The organism is Novosphingobium resinovorum (genome assembly GCF_027922145.1).
Taxonomy (GTDB): Bacteria; Pseudomonadota; Alphaproteobacteria; order Sphingomonadales; family Sphingomonadaceae; genus Novosphingobium; species Novosphingobium resinovorum.
Map to the genome: position 1 here is coordinate 391644 of NZ_BSFC01000011.1, position 16273 is coordinate 407916.

At 66.8% G+C, this 16273-nt stretch carries 13 protein-coding genes; 7 read left to right on the plus strand and 6 right to left on the minus strand.

Going from position 1 to position 16273, the window contains the following annotated elements; all coding sequences use genetic code 11:
• Positions 1 to 168: 168 nt before the first annotated feature.
• Both PKE80_RS06805 and PKE80_RS06810 read right to left on the minus strand, forming a co-directional pair.
• A complete protein-coding gene (locus PKE80_RS06805; RefSeq protein ID WP_271181841.1) occupies positions 169 to 1488 on the minus strand; it encodes a sigma-54-dependent transcriptional regulator in 1320 nt (439 codons plus the stop codon).
• A 13-nt stretch (positions 1489 to 1501) separates the two neighbouring features.
• On the minus strand, positions 1502 to 3214 hold the full coding sequence (locus PKE80_RS06810; protein WP_271181842.1) for a sensor histidine kinase: 1713 nt from the start codon (positions 3212 to 3214) through the stop codon (positions 1502 to 1504).
• 241 nt (positions 3215 to 3455) lie between these two features.
• Between PKE80_RS06810 and PKE80_RS06815 the strand changes: the two genes are divergently transcribed.
• Positions 3456 to 4775: a dicarboxylate/amino acid:cation symporter gene (locus tag PKE80_RS06815; RefSeq protein WP_271181843.1), complete on the plus strand. Its 1320-nt coding sequence runs from the start codon at positions 3456 to 3458 to the stop codon at positions 4773 to 4775.
• 38 nt (positions 4776 to 4813) lie between these two features.
• On the plus strand, positions 4814 to 6277 hold the full coding sequence (locus tag PKE80_RS06820; protein WP_271181844.1) for an alginate export family protein: 1464 nt from the start codon (positions 4814 to 4816) through the stop codon (positions 6275 to 6277).
• Between the two features lies 1 nt (position 6278).
• Here the strand turns inward: PKE80_RS06820 and PKE80_RS06825 are convergent, their stop codons facing one another.
• Positions 6279 to 6965, minus strand: coding sequence for a transcriptional regulator (locus PKE80_RS06825; protein WP_271181845.1), 687 nt, complete (start codon positions 6963 to 6965; stop codon positions 6279 to 6281).
• Positions 6966 to 7119: 154 nt separating this feature from the next.
• Here PKE80_RS06825 and PKE80_RS06830 point away from each other — a divergent pair, with 154 nt between their 5' ends.
• The 5 genes from PKE80_RS06830 to PKE80_RS06850 are packed head-to-tail and all read left to right on the plus strand — an operon-like array spanning position 7120 to position 11711.
• The gene (locus PKE80_RS06830; RefSeq protein WP_271181846.1) at positions 7120 to 8586 is read left to right on the plus strand and encodes an aldehyde dehydrogenase family protein; all 1467 of its coding nucleotides are present in this window, start codon (positions 7120 to 7122) and stop codon (positions 8584 to 8586) included.
• Positions 8583 to 9365: a carboxymuconolactone decarboxylase family protein gene (locus PKE80_RS06835; RefSeq protein WP_271181847.1), complete on the plus strand. Its 783-nt coding sequence runs from the start codon at positions 8583 to 8585 to the stop codon at positions 9363 to 9365. The genes PKE80_RS06830 and PKE80_RS06835 overlap by 4 nt, the downstream gene beginning before the upstream one ends.
• Positions 9358 to 10158 (plus strand): NAD(P)-dependent oxidoreductase, encoded by an 801-nt coding sequence (locus PKE80_RS06840; RefSeq protein ID WP_271181848.1) that lies wholly within the window; start codon positions 9358 to 9360, stop codon positions 10156 to 10158. The genes PKE80_RS06835 and PKE80_RS06840 overlap by 8 nt, the downstream gene beginning before the upstream one ends.
• Positions 10155 to 10913, plus strand: coding sequence for an SDR family NAD(P)-dependent oxidoreductase (locus PKE80_RS06845; protein WP_271181849.1), 759 nt, complete (start codon positions 10155 to 10157; stop codon positions 10911 to 10913). Before PKE80_RS06840 ends, PKE80_RS06845 begins: the two co-directional genes overlap by 4 nt.
• A 12-nt stretch (positions 10914 to 10925) precedes the next feature.
• Complete coding sequence (locus PKE80_RS06850) at positions 10926 to 11711, plus strand: SDR family oxidoreductase (RefSeq protein WP_271181850.1); 786 nt, start codon at positions 10926 to 10928, stop codon at positions 11709 to 11711.
• Positions 11712 to 11755: 44 nt separating this feature from the next.
• On the opposite strand, the gene PKE80_RS06855 is transcribed toward PKE80_RS06850, so the two are convergent.
• The 3 genes from PKE80_RS06855 to PKE80_RS06865 form a co-directional block, all read right to left on the minus strand.
• Positions 11756 to 11923, minus strand: a complete 168-nt coding sequence (locus PKE80_RS06855; protein WP_271181851.1) for a YbdD/YjiX family protein — start codon at positions 11921 to 11923, stop codon at positions 11756 to 11758.
• Positions 11924 to 11925: 2 nt separating this feature from the next.
• A complete protein-coding gene (locus PKE80_RS06860) occupies positions 11926 to 13971 on the minus strand; it encodes a carbon starvation CstA family protein (protein WP_271181852.1) in 2046 nt (681 codons plus the stop codon).
• A 178-nt stretch (positions 13972 to 14149) separates the two neighbouring features.
• Complete coding sequence (locus tag PKE80_RS06865) at positions 14150 to 16123, minus strand: OPT family oligopeptide transporter (RefSeq protein WP_271181853.1); 1974 nt, start codon at positions 16121 to 16123, stop codon at positions 14150 to 14152.
• Positions 16124 to 16273 lie beyond the last annotated feature (150 nt).

A 16273-nucleotide genomic window follows, 5' to 3' on the forward strand; every position in this document is an offset into this window, starting at 1 on the left:
TCCGATCCTTGGCCCCATCGGTTTGCCAACGCATTTCAGAAGGTCGCAGCGCGGTCGCGGTCTTGCAACAATCGCGCGGCGGAGCGCCCCATGGACCGGCCTGCCGGTGGAGACGTAGTTCCGTTCAAAATGCCCATGCCGGGTATTTCAGTGCGGCATCGACCGCTCTCAGCGCCCACCCTTGCGCAGCGTCGTCAGGTCGATGCCGTGCTTGTGCACCTTGTAGTAGAAGGTTTTGCGAGGGATGCCGAGCCGCTTGATCGCCGCGCCGATCTCCCCCTTCGTGCCCAGCACTGCCGCCACGATCGTATCACGCTCGAACGCGTCTAGACGCTGCGGCAGGGTATCGCCGGAAGGCTCGCCTGGAGCCTCAGGCACGGCATCTTCCAGCCCGAGCACGAAACGCTCTGCAAAATGCGCCAGTTCGCGCACGTTGCCCGGCCAGTCGTGGCTCGACAGATGATGCCGCACGGTGCCGGTCATCATCGGCAGCGGCAGTCGTAGCCGGGTCGCGGCGGCTCCGGCAAGGTGCGCGAAGAGCGCCGGCACGTCTTCCCTCCGCTCACGCAGAGGCGGCATCCGCAGGCGTAGCGCCGCAAGGCGATAGAACAGGCCGGGCGTGATCTTCTCGGACAAGTCCCCCTCGTCCGTCCCGCCCGTAGCGATCACGCGCAAGTCCAGCGGCAGCGGCTCGCGCGCGCCGGGGCTGCGGAGCACGCGCTCCTCCACCAGCGGGGTCAGACGCGCTTGCAGCCGCCGCGAGGCGTGGTCTATGTCGTCGAGGAACAGTGTGCCGCGCGCGACCGAAGCAATGCTCGCCTCGCCCATCGGCGCAAAAAGTTCGTCCTCCAGCGCCTCCGGCAAGGCGCCACAGGAAACCGCCATGAACCGCTGGCGCGATCGTTTGCCCGCACGATGGATGAGCCGGGCGAGCAGTTCCTTGCCGGTGCCGGTTTCCCCTTCGATGAACAGGTCGATGTCAGCATTGCCCAGGGTTGGGATCATTTCGCGCAGGCGGCGGATCGCGGGAGATTCGCCGATGAGCCCCGAGGCGGCATCGCCTTGCGCCGCCGCTCTCAGCCGCCGGTTGTCGAGCGCCAGCCCTCGCGCCATCGCGGCCCGGTCGGCAGCCGCGACCAGAGCCTGTGGATCGAACGGCTTGGTCAGGAAATCCCAGGCCCCGGCCTTCAGCGCATCGACCGCCATCGCCACGTCGCCATGGCCGGTCACGAGGATCACCGGCAGTTCGGGATCACGCTCATACAGAGCCCGGAACAATTCGGTCCCCGACATGTGCGGCATCCGCACGTCCGACACGACAATTCCCGGCCACTCGGCATCGATGGCGTCGAGCGCGGGCCGGGCAGCGGTAAAGCTCTCCACGACGAAGCCCGCAAGTGTCAGCACTTGCGCCGTGGAAATGCGCAAGTCCGCATCGTCCTCCACGAGCGCGACGCGCCTGGCCTGTCCGGGGGCATGATCGTTCATGATGCCTGCTCGTTCATGATGCTCGTCTCAATACGATGGCGAAGCAGGCTCCGCGCTCGGAGGGCTCGAGTTGAAGGGTGCCGCCGAAGTCCTCGACGATGTCCTTGGAAATGACGAGGCCAAGCCCCAGTCCGGTCGGCCGGCTGGTGGCGAAAGGCGTGAACAGACGGTCGGCGACGTCCTGCGCGATGCCCGGGCCATTGTCGCGCAGCGTCATCCGCACTGTTTCCGTGCCCGCTTCCACAACCAGTTCGATCCGGGCATCCGCCTGTCCCTCCAGTGCCTCGAGCGCGTTCTGCAGGATGTTGACGAGCACTTGCTCCAGCCGGACGTGCCCCCCGAACACGAGCAGGCCCGGCGGCACCTCCGGCACCACGAAGATGACGTGCGACAAGCGCTCCTTCAGGAGCAAGCAGGCGCCCTCGATCACCTCGACAAGCGGGATCGGTCCGCCCGCACGGCTGCCCTTGCGCGCGAAACCGCGCAGTTCCGCGGTCACTGCGCCGATCCGTTCGGCCAGACGGTCGATCGCCGAGAGATTGTCACGCACGGCATCCTCGGCGCCCATGTCCAGCAGTTGCCGCGAGGTTGCGGCATAATTGCGGATCGCGGCGACCGGCTGCGCGGTCTCGTGCGCGACGCTCGCCGTCACCTGCCCGAGCGTGGCAAGGCGATTGGCTTGCCGCAGACCCTCGCGAAGCTGCGCTGCGTGCGCCTCGGCGGCGGCGCGCTCCTCGATCTCCCGGCGCAGGTCGATGGTGCGCTCGGCCACGGCCGCCTCCAGTTGTGCGGTATGCTCACGGCGGCGACGCCCCCGTTCCCGCACGAACGCGACCAGCGCGAACACGGCGAGGGTAAGCAGCGCCGCCGCGATCTGCGCAGCCCGCACCACGGCATCCACCGCTCCCTGCAGCGGCAGCGCCAGACTGACCCGCCAGCCCAAGCCATCGGCGGCGGTGGTGGTCAGAAGATGGTCGCCTTTTTCGCCGCGCATGGTGACTCGGCCGCCGCCGTGCTCGCGAAACGGTACAGGCCCGAGGTCGCCGACCCCGATCAACTCACGCTCGCGCCTGCTGCGTTCCGAAGACAGCGGAAGCGTAGCGGCATAGCGCCAGTCTCGACGGCTGGTGACGAGGATCACACCGTCGCGGTCGGTGACGAAAGTGACTCCGTTCGCCTCGCGCCACTGCTCTTCGACGCGGTCGAATTCCATCTTCATGACCACGACGCTACCGCCCGCCGCGCGCCGCGCGAAGAACAGGCCGGGACGGTGACTGACGGTTCCGAGCGCGAATTGCTCGCCGATCCCGCTGCGCAGGGCCGCCCGGAAGTAGGGCCGGAAGCTGTAGTCCTTGCCGAGAAAGCTTCGCGGATCGCGCCAGTTGCTGGCTGCGAGGGTCAGCCCGTCCTTGCGGATCACGTAGATGATGGGCGAGCCAAGATCGCGCGACAGCCGTTCGAGCTTGGCATTCATCACGGCTTCGGCTCCCGGACGACCGGCGACGAGCGCGACGAGGTCCTGATCGTCTGCCAGCGCCAGCGGGAGAAGCCGGAAGCGGGCGATCTCGCTGGCCAGCAGAGCCTGACGCAACCGGGCGTCGACAGCCGCCTGCGCAGCGAACCGCGTGGTGCCGGCCTGCCGTACCGCCAGTCCGGTCAGGAATGCCACCGCCACGGCGCAGACCAGCGCCGCCGTAAGCCACCAGAGATAGCGTGATCGAACCACGCGAATCCGCCTAGGCCAGGATGAAGCGATGTGCAAGTTTCTGCACTACAGGGCGTGGGCGAGGGCCAATTTTAGGACATGATGTCTCAAAGACTTTCATTACATAATTGAAATTATGATATTTTTACAAACGTGCAATTCTTCTTTGCACGCAATGAAACGGATTGCAGTCTGACCCTAGGCACGAGCATCACCCCAAGGGTGTCGTCGGTGCCACGAGGATGACGAAGGCTTATTCCGTATGCATTATGATCCGTCGCACATTCAGCCGGTCGCTGCGAAGCGTTGGTATACCCACCTCTATGTCCAGGTTCTCGCCGCGATCACCGCAGGCGTGCTGCTCGGCCATTTCTACCCGGCGGTCGGCGAATCGCTGAAGCCGGTCGGCGACATGTTCATCAAACTGGTGAAGATGGTGATCGCTCCGGTCATCTTCCTCACCATCGTCACCGGTATCGCCGGAATGCGCGATCTCGGCTCTGTCGGGCGCGTGGCGGCGAAGGCCTTCGCCTACTTCCTGTTCTTCTCGACGCTCGCGCTGATCGTCGGCATGACCGTCGCGAACGTCGTACGGCCGGGCGCGGGCTTCAATATCGATCCCGCCACGCTCGATGCGGGCAAGGTCGCGCAGTACGCCGAAAAGGCGCACGAGACCTCGCTGCTCGGTTTCCTCAACGCGATGATCCCGGACACGCTGGTCTCAGCGCTGGCGCAGGAGAACATCCTGCAGGTGCTCGTCGTGGCGATCCTGTTCGGCTGCTCGCTGGCCGCGATTGGGGAACGCGGCGACAAGGTGCTGTCGCTGCTCGAGGACATTTCCATCGTCGTCTTCAAGCTCGTCTCGATCGTGATGAAGCTCGCCCCGATCGGCGCCTTCGGCGCGATGGCCTTCACCATCGGCAAGTACGGCGTCGGCAGCCTCGCCAACCTCGCGCAGCTGGTGGCAACGTTCTACCTGACCTCGATCCTGTTCGTGGTCTTCGTGCTTGGCGCGGTGGCGAAGCTGTGCGGGTTCTCGATCTTCAAGCTGATCGCCTACCTCAAGGCCGAGCTGCTGCTGGTTCTGGGCACCTCCTCCTCGGAAAGCGCCCTGCCCGCCCTCATCGAAAAGATGGAGCGCGCCGGCTGCCCCAAGGCCGTCGTCGGCCTCGTCGTTCCCACCGGCTACTCTTTCAACCTCGACGGCACCAACATCTACATGACGCTGGCGGCGCTGTTCATCGCTCAAGCCTGCAACGTGGACCTGACGCTGGGCCAGCAACTGCTGCTTCTTGGCGTGGCGATGCTGTCGTCCAAGGGTGCAGCGGGTGTCACCGGCGCGGGCTTCATCACGCTGGCCGCAACGCTCTCGATCGTGCCGGACGTGCCGGTCGCGGGCATGGCGCTGATCCTCGGCGTGGACCGCTTCATGTCGGAATGCCGCAGCCTGACCAACTTCGTCGGCAATGCGGTGGCCACCGTCGTCGTCTCCCGCTGGGAGGGCAAGCTCGACCACGCGCAGCTCGACGCGGCACTGTCCGGCCACGCGCTCCCCGCAGCGATTCTCGCGCCCGCCGAATAAAACCAAAAACGACTACAGAGCCACAAGGGTCGCACCCCATGACTACCGTTACTTCGCGGCTTCGCGCCGCCACCCTGCCGCTCGCCCTGGCGACGGCCGCCTCGCTGGCCCCTTCAGCGGCCCAAGCCAAAGATGCCGCCTACCCGCAGGCCTTCAACGGCGACGGTGCAGTAACCGGCGGTTATTCGCTCTCGCGCTGGGCCGAGGACTGGACCTCCATGGCCGATCCGGCAAAGCGCGACGATCCGCTCGACCGGCTCAAGTACATCCCGCTCGACAGTGACGGCGATATCTATCTGACCCTCTCGGGGGAGCTTCGCCTGCGCGTCAACCAGACCACCAACCCGAACCTGCGCGAAGCCGAGGCCCAACGACAGGACATCAACCGCATCGTCGGCGGCGCGGATCTCCACATCGGCGAGCACTTGCGGTTCTATGGCGAGGTCGCCCATGGCGGCATTTCCGGCCGCAACCTCGGCGCTCCTGCTGCCACCCTGCGCAACGACGTTGTCATCCAGCAGTCCTTCGTCGAGGCACGCACCGACATCGGCGATGTCGATGTCGGCGTACGCTACGGCCGGCAAGAGTTCGTCGACGGCCCCAATCTGCTGGCATCACAGCGCGACAACAACACCATCCGCTACACGATGAACGGCTGGCGTTTCTACGCGCGCGGATCGAAGCTGCGCATCGACGCCTTCGACTTTCGCCCCACCGCCTATGGCGACCTCGGCACCGGCGACGACGTCAACGATCCGGCACGCCGCTTCTCCGGCGCCTCGGTAGGCGTGATGCTGCCCAAGACGATCCTTGGCAACAAGGCGAACCTCGCCTTCGACGCATTCCTGTGGCGGCGGCATAATGACGTCGGTGCATGGGGCGGCCGCATAGGCCCGGCTACGCGCTACTATCTCGGCGGCTGGCTGCGCGGCGAAGTGGGGGCGATAAACCTCGACTGGTCGGTCAACCGGCAGTGGGGCTACTACATGGACCAGGATATTTCCGCCTGGCAGGCCTTCATCGCCCAGACCTACAGGCTGGGCAAGAGCAAGACCGCCCCGCGTGTCGGCGTCCATTTCGACTACGCCAGCGGCGGGGGCGGATATGGCAACGGCAAGCTGCGTAATGCCTACTCACCTTTCGGAAACAACATCTACTTCAGCTACCAGCTCTACCTGACGCCCTCGAACCTGCGGGCAGTCACGCCGAACTTCAGCTTCTCGCCGGTCAAGGACGTGCGCGTGCTGGCGGAATACGAGTTCGCCTGGCGCGATAACATCCAAGACGCGGTCTACCGCGCCAATGGACAGCCGTTCGCTGGAACCCAGAACGGCACGGCGCGCAAGGTGGCCGAACTGGCGCGGCTACAACTGGTATGGACGATCACGCCGCGCCTGTCCTTTACCGGCCGCTACGAGCATCTCGATGCCGGACCGGCGCTGACCGACGCGGGTTACAAGAGTTCCGACTTCCTCGCCGGCTGGCTGAGCTACCGGTTCTGATTCAGTCCCGCGCTTCCAGGTAGGCAAGGACCACCGCGCGGTTCTGCCGATCGGCCTCGAACCGCGTCAGGTCTGCATCGTTAGCGAGGATCGCGGCGATGATCCTCGCCCGCCCCTCGCGCCATGCCGCACCGTCGTCATCGAAGACCTTGAGGTCCGGAGCAGTATGCGCGGTGGAGTAATGGAGCGTCACCCGAGTCAGCATCTCGAAAAGCGGGCGGCGGACCATGCGGAACAACAGTTCCTGGAACTCCATCTCGAAGCGGCCACAATCCATCATGGTGACGCAGGCGGGCAGCCGCTCCGCCAATGCCGCCAGCTTCGCGCGCAACCCCGCGTCGGTACACCGCGCTGCCGCCGTCGCCAGTTCGTTGAACAGCAGCGAGGTCATGTCGAGCGCCTCTTCGTAGGACGCCGGGTTCATGCGCATGTAAGCGTGGAGACCGCGCTCCAGCGCCGCGGCGTCGGGCCGCACTCCGTAGTAGCCGCCGCCGGGACCGCGACGCACTTCCAGCAGCCCTTCGTGCTCCAGAACCCGAGCAACCTGCTGCAGCGTGACGATCCCCACCTCCAGCGAGCGCGCCAGTTCGTGCAGAGATCCGATCCGCTCCCCCTCGGGCGCCGCGTAGATCCGCTCGCGCAGGACTTCGGTGGTGCGGACGATCAGACTGGCCTTCTTTTCGCTCATGGCATTCCCAATAATGTGCCTATTATGTCAATTTCACATCGATTATCGGCGCCATAATACGTAATTCAAGTCAATTGACCACCTATTTATAGGTCGATAGCCTTTCTCCCATCGAAGCGGCGCAGCAGTTGCCGCAAGAGAGGAGAGCAGTGCCATGGGCTTCCGCATGCCCGCCGTTTCCCTGCCCGAATTCGCGCATGTCATCGGTGAAAGCGCCGAAACCGCCGGCACTGGCGAGACTTTCGCGCACGTCTATCCCGCCAGCGGCGAAGTGACCCGCGAGATCAGGCTGGCAGGCGCCGACGACGTCGACCGCGCCGTCGCCGCCGCCCGCGCCGCACACCCTGCGTGGCGCGCCATGCCCGGCGACAAGCGCCGTGACCTGATGCTGCGCCTCGCCTCGGTGATCGAGGAGCGCGCCGCCGAAATGTCCCCTCTGCTGAGCGCGGAGAACGGCTCCATCCTCCTTGCCGGGCCGCACATGAGCGCGGATGCGGCGCAGAAATTCCGCTATTTCGGCGGCTGGGCGGACAAGCTGGAAGGCCGTACCGTGCCGACCTGGGGCGGCCCTGCGCACGACTACGTGAGCTATGAACCGTTCGGAACCATCGGCATCATCGTCCCGTGGAACGGTCCGTTCTTCGCGGCCACCATGGTAATGGCGCCGGCGCTTGCGGCCGGGAACTGCGTGGTGCTGAAGGCCCCCGAAAATGCGCCGTGGTCGATCATGAAGCTGCTCGAACTGATACGGCTGGCGGGCTTTCCGCCGGGGGTCGTCAACCTCGTCACCGGCGGCCCGGATGTCGGCGCGGCGATGGTCGAGCATCCCGGCATCGACAAGATCGAGTTCATCGGCAGCGGCGCCACCGCCAAGAGGATCCTTGCCAGCGCGGCGCAGTCGCTGAAACCCGTGGGGCTCGAACTGGGCGGCAAGTCGGCGGTGCTGGTTTTCGCCGACACAAATCTACAACAAGCCGCCAAGCGCGGACTATCCGGCGCCGTCAGCGCCAATGGACAGGGCTGCGTCAACGGCACCCGCCTGCTGGTCGAACGCGCGATCTACGAGCCCTACGTCGAGATGCTCAAGGCCATGGCGGCGCATGTGAAAGTCGGCGATCCCTTCGCCATGGACACGATCATGGGCCCGATCATCTCCGAGACCGCGCTCGATCGCATCCACGGCATGGTCACGCGCGGGGCAGCAGAGGGCGGGCGTATCGTGTGCGGGGGCGAGCGCATGGGCGGCGATCACGCGGGCGGTGCGTTCTATCCGATCACCGTGCTCGCCGACGTCGGCCACGGCAGCGAGATCGCCCGCAACGAAGTGTTCGGCCCGGTCCTCGTCGTCACGCCCTTCGACAGCGAGGAGGAGGCGGTCATGTTGGCCAACGACAGCGACTACGGCCTCGGTGCCTATATCCACACCACCGACCTCACCCGCGCACACCGCGTAGCTGGGCAGATGATGGCGGGCCAAGTGCAGGTCAACGGCTCCGGAGAGGCGATGACGCCCTGCGTGCCGTTCGGCGGCATGAAACACTCGGGCCATGGCCGCCTCGGCGGGATCGAGGGGCTGCGCGAATTCCAGCAGGTCCGCAACGTGTGGATCAACCTGCAATGAGCCTGCTCGATCCCGCCGCGCGCAGCGCCGCCGGCCTCGCCACGCAAGCCGAGGTGACCGGGCGCGAAGCCCACGCCCCGACCACGCTGCTGGAGGAATCCTGGCGCGACTTCGTCTTCGCCGAGGTCTGGACGCGGCCCGGCCTGCCGCGTCGCGCCCGCTTCCTCGTCGCCATGGCCTCGGCCGCGACCTGCGGGCTGGCCGACGGGCAGGTCGAGGACTTCGTGCGCGGCGCCCTCGCCACCGGCGCGCTGACCCTCGCCGAACTGCGCGAGGCGGCGCTGCACCTCGCGGTCTATTCGGGCTGGGGCAACGGCGGCAGGCTCGACCGGGCCGTCACCCGCGTGGCCGAAGCGCTGGGCCTGCCGCCCGCCGAAGTGCCGCCGATCCGCGCCGAACCCTGGGACGCGCAAGAGCGCAACGACCAGGGCCATGCCGAATTCGCGCAAGTCATGACCTTCCCGCCCGGCCCGCCGAACTCGCCCTATCTGGTCGGCATCAACAACTTCGTCTTCGGCGAGATGTGGCGGCGACGCGGCCTCGACGAACCCTCGCGGCGGTGGATCACGCTCGTCGGCGTCTGCGAATCCGGCGCCGACATCCCGATCCGTAGCCACATCCACGCCGCGATGGCGAGCGGCAACTGCCAGCCCGAGGAAATGCTGGAATTCGTCCTCCAGTACGGCACCCACGCAGGCTGGCCCAAGGCCTCGCGCATCAACGCCGTCGTGATCGAAATGATCGCCAAAGTGGAGAAAGGACTCCCCTGGAATGGCTAAGGTGGGTTTCATCGGCCTCGGCTCGCAAGGCGCGCCGATCGCCATGCGGATGATGGCGGGCAATGCGCTGACCGTCTGGGCCCGGCGACCCGAGGCGCTCGCCCCGTTCGCCGCAAAGGGCGCGAAGGCGGCGACTTCGGTGGCGGAACTCGGGGCGGCCTGCGATCATGTCGGCGTCTGCGTGGTCAACGATGCCGACGTGGTTGAAGTCTGCGACCGCCTGCTGCCCACCATGCGGCCCGGGACGCTACTGGCGATCCATTCGACGATCCTTCCGCAGACCTGCGAGGCGCTTGCCGTGAAAGCGGCCGAGCGCGGCGTGCTGCTGCTCGATGCCCCGGTCAGCGGCGGCAGTCCGGCAGCCGAGGCCGGAACGCTCACCGTCATGTGCGGCGGCAGCGAGGAAGCCTTCGCCAAGGCGCTCCCCGTGTTGCAGACCTTCGGCGCCAAAATCGTGCTGCTCGGCCCGCCCGGCGCCGGACAGCGGGCCAAGATCGTAAACAACGCCCTGCTCGCCGCCAACATGGGCCTTGCCCACGCCGCGCTGGAGATCGCCGAAGGCATCGGCGTGGACCGCGCTGCACTGGCCGACCTCATCAACCATTCGAGCGGACGCAGCTTCGGCTTCGAGGTCTATGCCCGCCTGCCCTCCCCGCCCGCCTTCGCGCACGGCGCGGGCCTGCTGTTCAAGGACGTCAACCTGCTCGGCGCGATCGCGCAGCCCGGCAACGCCCTCGCCGCCGCCGCAATGCCATTTCTCGACGCCACCGGCGTCACCACGGAGAAACCATGATCTTCGAGAACCTCAATCTCACCGGCAAGGTCGCCCTGGTCACTGGCGCCGCATCGGGCCTTGGCCGTGCCACGGCGCTGAAGCTGGCTGCGGAAGGCGCGAGATTATGGCTGGTCGACCTCGACGCCGCCGGCCTTGCCGAAACGGTCGGGCTGCTCGGCTCGGCCGAGGTGCGCAGCGAAGCCGCCGACCTTTCCGACCCGGCGGCCTGCCAGGCCGCCGTCGCCGGGGCTGTCGAGGCTTTCGGGCGGCTTGATGCCCTCTGCAACGTCGCCGGACTGATCTATCTCGCCAACACGCCCGAGATGCCGCGCGAGCGCTATGAGCGCACCATCGACGTCAACCTCAACGCGCCGTTCTTCCTGTCGCAGGCGGCGATCCCGCACCTGCTGGAAACCCATGGCGCGATCGTCAACGTGGCATCCTGCGCCTCCTACATCGGCGAGGCCTATGCCGCCGCCTATTGCGCGAGCAAGTGGGGCCTCGTCGGCATGACCAAGGCACTGGCGATGGAATTCCAGAAGAAGGCCATCCGCATCAACGCCGTCGCACCGGGCGGCATGATGACGAACATCGCGGCGAACTACGTCCCCCCGGAGGGCTGCGACATCGACCTGCTCAAACGCTTCTCGGGAATGCGCGGACTGGTCGAGGTGCAGGACGTGGCGGACATGATCGTCCTCCTCGCTTCGGACGCCGGGCGCGGCTTCCATGGCGCGTGCCTCTCGATCGACGCGGGCATCACTGCAGGCTGAAGGACCCAACGCATGACATTTTCCCTCGATCAGTTCCGGCTCGACGGCAAGGTGGCGGTAGTCACCGGCGCGGGCGGGCGCGGCAATTCCATCGGGCGCGCCTATGCGCTCGGGCTGGCCGAAGCGGGCGCGGCCGTGGTCGTGGCCGACCTCAACGGTGCAGGCGCTCAGGCCGTAGCCGAGGAAATCATCGCGAGCGGCGGCAAGGCCCTCGGCGTGCAGGTGGACGTGGCGGACGAAACCTCGACGCTGGCGATGGGCGCGGCGGCGACCGCGGCCTTCGGGGGCGTCGACATCCTGATCAACAACGCCGCGCTGATGGTGGACGTCAGCTACGACAATTGCGAAACCGTCAGTCTGGAGGCGTGGAACCGGGCCTTCGCGGTGAACCTCAACGGCGCGCTGCTCTGTGCCCGGGCAGTGATCCCCTCGATGCGGGCACGTGGTGGCGGTCGGATCGTCAACCAGACCAGCGGAGGGGCGTTCCCGGCGACGGGGCTCTACGGCATCTCCAAGCTGGCGCTGGTGGGTCTAACGACGACTATGGCGAAGCAATTCGGCAAGGACGGCATAACCTGCAACGCCATTGCTCCGGGCAACGTCAAGTCGGACGCAGGCAAGCTGCTGGTGCCCGACGATTCCCCTTTCATCCAGTTTCTCGACATGACCTGCGCCCTGCGTTCGCGCGGGGAACCGGACGAACTGGTCGGCACGGCAATGCTGCTGTGTTCGGAAGCCGGACGTTGGATCACCGGGCAGACCATCCACGTCGATGGAGGCTGGGTGCTGAGGCCGTAAGCACCCCCGTCATTGCGAGCGAGGCGAAGCAATGACGAACCTGGCTAGCAGCACTTGCCCCCGCCCGCGCCGCCAAAGCGTGCCTGCTCGCGGTTGCGAAAGAACTCCACGCGGGTCATCGGCGTAGCGTCCGGGTGCACGCGCGCCATGTGGGCAAGGTAGACTTCATACGGCGGCTGTCCAACCATGAGCCGCAGCATCTGGCGCAACATTCTCATTCGGCCGGGACCAACTGCACGGGGCTCTCGTTGACGGTCGGGCGGTCTTCACGCAGCGCCGCCATGCAGGTGCGCACGGTGAAGAACAGCAGCGAGATCACCACCGCGAGGAAGATCACGCAGAGCCCGGCATCGACGCGGTCGTTGAATACGATGGCCCGCATCTGCTCCAACGACTTGGCCGGCGCGAGCACCGTGCCAGCCTCGACAGCCGCGCCGAACTTCGCCGCGTGGGCGAGGAAACCGACTGTCGGATCACTCGACAGCAGCTTGAGCGAACCGGCGCTCAGTGTGCAGATGAGCAGCCAGACGGTCGGGATCACCGTCACCCACGCATAACGCTGCTGCTTCATGCGGAACAGCACCGTGGTTGCCAGCATCAGCGCCACCGCCGCCAGCATCTGGTTGGAGATGCCGAACACCGGCCACAGCGTGTTCACCCCGCCCAGCGGATCGGTGACGCCCTGATAAAGGAAGAAGCCCCAGCTCAGCACGCACAGCGCCGTCGCCACCACGCCCGGCAGCCACGAGGTTCCCGCGCGGAACGAGGGCACCGCAAGGCCGATCAGATCCTGCAGCATGAAGCGCCCGGCGCGCGTACCCGCATCGACGGCGGTGAGAATGAACAGCGCCTCGAAGAGGATGGCGAAGTGATACCAGAACGCCTTCATCGCCGTGCCGCCCGCGACGTGGCTGAAGATCTCCGCCATCGCCACCGCCAACGTCGGCGCGCCGCCGGTGCGTGATACGATGGTGTGCTCGCCCACGTCGCGCGCGGTCTGGACCAGGAGGTCGGCCGAGACCGGGAAGCCCATCGCGGTCACCGCATGGGCGGCACTGGCAGGGTCGGTGCCCAGCACGGCGGCAGGGCTGTTCATCGCGAAGTAGATGCCCGGATCGAGGATCGAGGCGCCGACGAGGGCCATGATCGCCACGAACGCCTCCATCAGCATCGCGCCGTAACCGATGAACGGCGCGTCGGTCTCGCTGCCGATCAGCTTGGGCGTGGTGCCGCTGGCGATCAGCGCGTGGAAGCCCGACACCGCTCCGCAGGCGATGGTGATGAACAGGAATGGGAACAGCGCGCCGGACCAAGCAGGACCGCCTCCGCCGACGAACTGGGTCAGCGCTGGCATCCGCAGCGGCGGCGCCATGACGACGATACCCACCGCCAGCGCCGTGATCGCGCCGATCTTAAGGAAAGTGGAGAGGTAGTCGCGCGGCGCCAGCAGCAGCCACACCGGCAGCAGCGAGGCCAGCGCGCCGTAGCCGATCAGAATCCAGCACAAGGTCTGCGGGGTGAAGGTGAACAGCGGCCCCCATACCCCGGAAGCCGCGACGTTCTGCCCGAACACGATCGCCGCGATCAGGCCGACGAAGCCCAGCACCGAGACTTCGCCGATGCGCCCCGGCCGGATCCAGCGGGTGTAGATGCCCATCGCCAGCGCCAGCGGGATCGTCGCGGCGACGGTGAACATGCCCCACGGGCTCTCCGCCAGCGCGCGCACGACGATCAGCGCGAGCACCGCGAGGATGATGACCATGATGAGGAAGGCGCCCGCCAGCGCGATGGTGCCTGCAACCGCGCCCATCTCCATGCGCACGAGTTCGCCCAGCGACTTGCCGTCGCGCCGCATCGAGATGAACAGGACCATGAAGTCCTGCACGGCGCCTGCCAGCACGACGCCGAAGATGATCCACAAGGTGCCCGGCAGATAGCCCATCTGCGCCGCCAGAACCGGCCCCACCAGCGGCCCCGCGCCTGCGATCGCCGCGAAGTGGTGGCCGAACAGCACGCGCCGGTCGGTGGCGACATAGTCCAGACCGTCGGCGCGGTAGATCGCGGGCGTCGCGCGAGTGGGGTCCAGCCGCATCACATGCCGCGCAATATACAGCGCATAGTAGCGATAGGCGACGAGGAAGCAGCTCACCGCCGCGACCACGATCCACAGCGCATTGACCGCCTCCCCGCGCGATACGGCCAGCACCGCAAGGCAGACCGCGCCGACAATCGCGAGGATGATCCAGGGGATGTGCTTCAAGTCTGCCTCTCCGTTCGACCGCTGGCGGTTTGAACCGATGGGGCTTCGACAAGCTCAGCCTGAGCGGGATTTGAAGACCTGTTCTTGATCCCGCTCAGGCTGAGCTTGTCGAAGCCCCCTGCGCCATGGCGCATAGCTAAAGACACCCGGCGGTCCCGGGTCAAGCCCGGGACGACGATCACCCCACCAGCTTGCGCGTGCGGCCGTAGAGGAACGCCACCAGCGCGAAGAACAGCGCGGTGCCGCCAACCAAAGCGGGAACCTCGAAGCCGTCGCCGACAAGCGCCAGCGGCGCATCGCTGCCCGATGCGGCGACGATGCCAGCGAAGGCGACGCCCCACAGGCTCTCGCCCACGATCATGCCAGTGGCGGTCAGCACACCCATGCGCAGCGCGAATTCGGGATCGGCGCGCTTCTCCGCCCAGCCGTCGTAGACCTTGCCGATGACCGATCCGATCACGACCGGCAGGATCGCGCTCATAGGCAGGTAGATGCCGATTCCCACCGCGAGCGGCGGCAAGCGCAGACGTCCGGCCTTGCCGAGCACTTCGTCGAGCACGATGAACGCCACGCCCGCAGCGGCGCCCCAGCCGATCATGGTCCAGTTGAGGTTGCCGCCCAGCACGCCCTTGGCCAGCGCCGAGATCAGCGCCGCCTGCGGCGCGGGCAAGGCGTTCGCCCCCGCGCCCGGCATCCCGGCGAACCCGAACGCGGTGTTGAGCAGATCGAGCACCGGCGGGATCACCAGCGATCCGAACACCACGCCGATCACCAGCGCGACCTGCTGCTTCCACGGCGTCGCACCGACCAGCTGGCCGGTCTTGAGGTCCTGCAGGTTGTCGTTGGAGATGGTCGCGACGCCGAAGACGATGCCGGTGACGATCAGCGCATAGGCGACCAGCGCCGACGACGTCTCTGCGCCGGAATCGCGCCCGAACAACCCGACCAGCATCAGCGATGCAGCGACGACGGAGAGAATACCGATACCCGACACCGGCGAGTTCGACGCACCGATCAGGCCCGCCATGTAGCCGCAGACCGCCGCGATCAGCAGGCCGAAGACGACGACGAAGACGACCGCGCCCGCGATCAGCACCAGTTCGCTGCCCGCCAGCGGACCACCGGCGATGACGCTCCACAGCAGCACCGCGATCGGCACCATCATCGCCAGCGCGCCGAGCGCCACGGCGGTAATGGGCAGATCCTGCTCCTCGATCGCCAGCGCCTCGCCGGCATGGCGCGCACGGCTTGCGGCCATGGCGGAGCGCACGCCGCCGATCACCGGCCCGGCGATCCGCAGCAGCGTCCACACCGCCGCCACGCCGATCACGCCCGCGCCGAAGAAGCGCACATCGCGCGAGAAGATCGCGCCCGCCCAGGCGCCGACGTCGCCTGCAATCGGGCTCTGCGCGGTCAGGATCGGCAGCAGCACCCACCAGCCGATGACGAGGCCCAGGAACATCGCCATGCCGACCGACAGGCCGACGAGGTGCCCCACGCCAAGCAACGCGAACGACAGGCCGCCGGAAATCCCCGTCGCGCCAGAGCCGGTGCGAAACCACACGGCGGCCTCACCAACGATCAGCCGGGTCTGCGTCAGCACCGCGAAACCCACGGACGCGAGCGCGTTCCAGACCAGCACGGAGAGGCCCTTCGCGCTTTCCTCCGCACCTTCACGAGAGCCCGAACCCACGCGTAGCACTTCGGCGGCGGCATGGCCTTCGGGATAAGGCAGCGGGGTATCGACCACCAGCGCACGGCGCAGCGGGACGGAGAACAGCACGCCGAGGATACCGCCGGTGCCGGTGATCGCGGCCGTCGTCCAGTACGGGAAGCCCTGCCACCAGCCGATCATGACGAGGCCGGGCAGCACGAAGATGATCGCCGCCAGCGTGCCCGCCGCGCTCGCCACGGTCTGGACGATGTTGTTCTCCCAGATCGTCGAGTCCTTGAACCCGCGCAGGATTGCCATGGAAATGACCGCCGCCGGGATCGACGTGGCGAAAGTCAGCCCGACCTTCAGGCCGAGGTAGACGTTCGCGGCCGTGAACAGCAGCGTGATCGCCCCGCCCAGCAGGATGCCGCGCAGCGTCAGTTCCTTGGCCGAAGCCCTTGCCGCCACCTGCTGCGCGTCCATCGTGTCGTTCGCCATTGCGTCCCTGTCTGCCTGCATTTTCAAGCCACGCTTCTTGGCACGGTGGTCGGATGGAAGACAGTGCAAATCATGCCGGCGAAATCCGGCGGCAAATTCACGGGCTTTCAACGGCGAAGTTCACCGAGACGTCACATCGCTCATCGATAA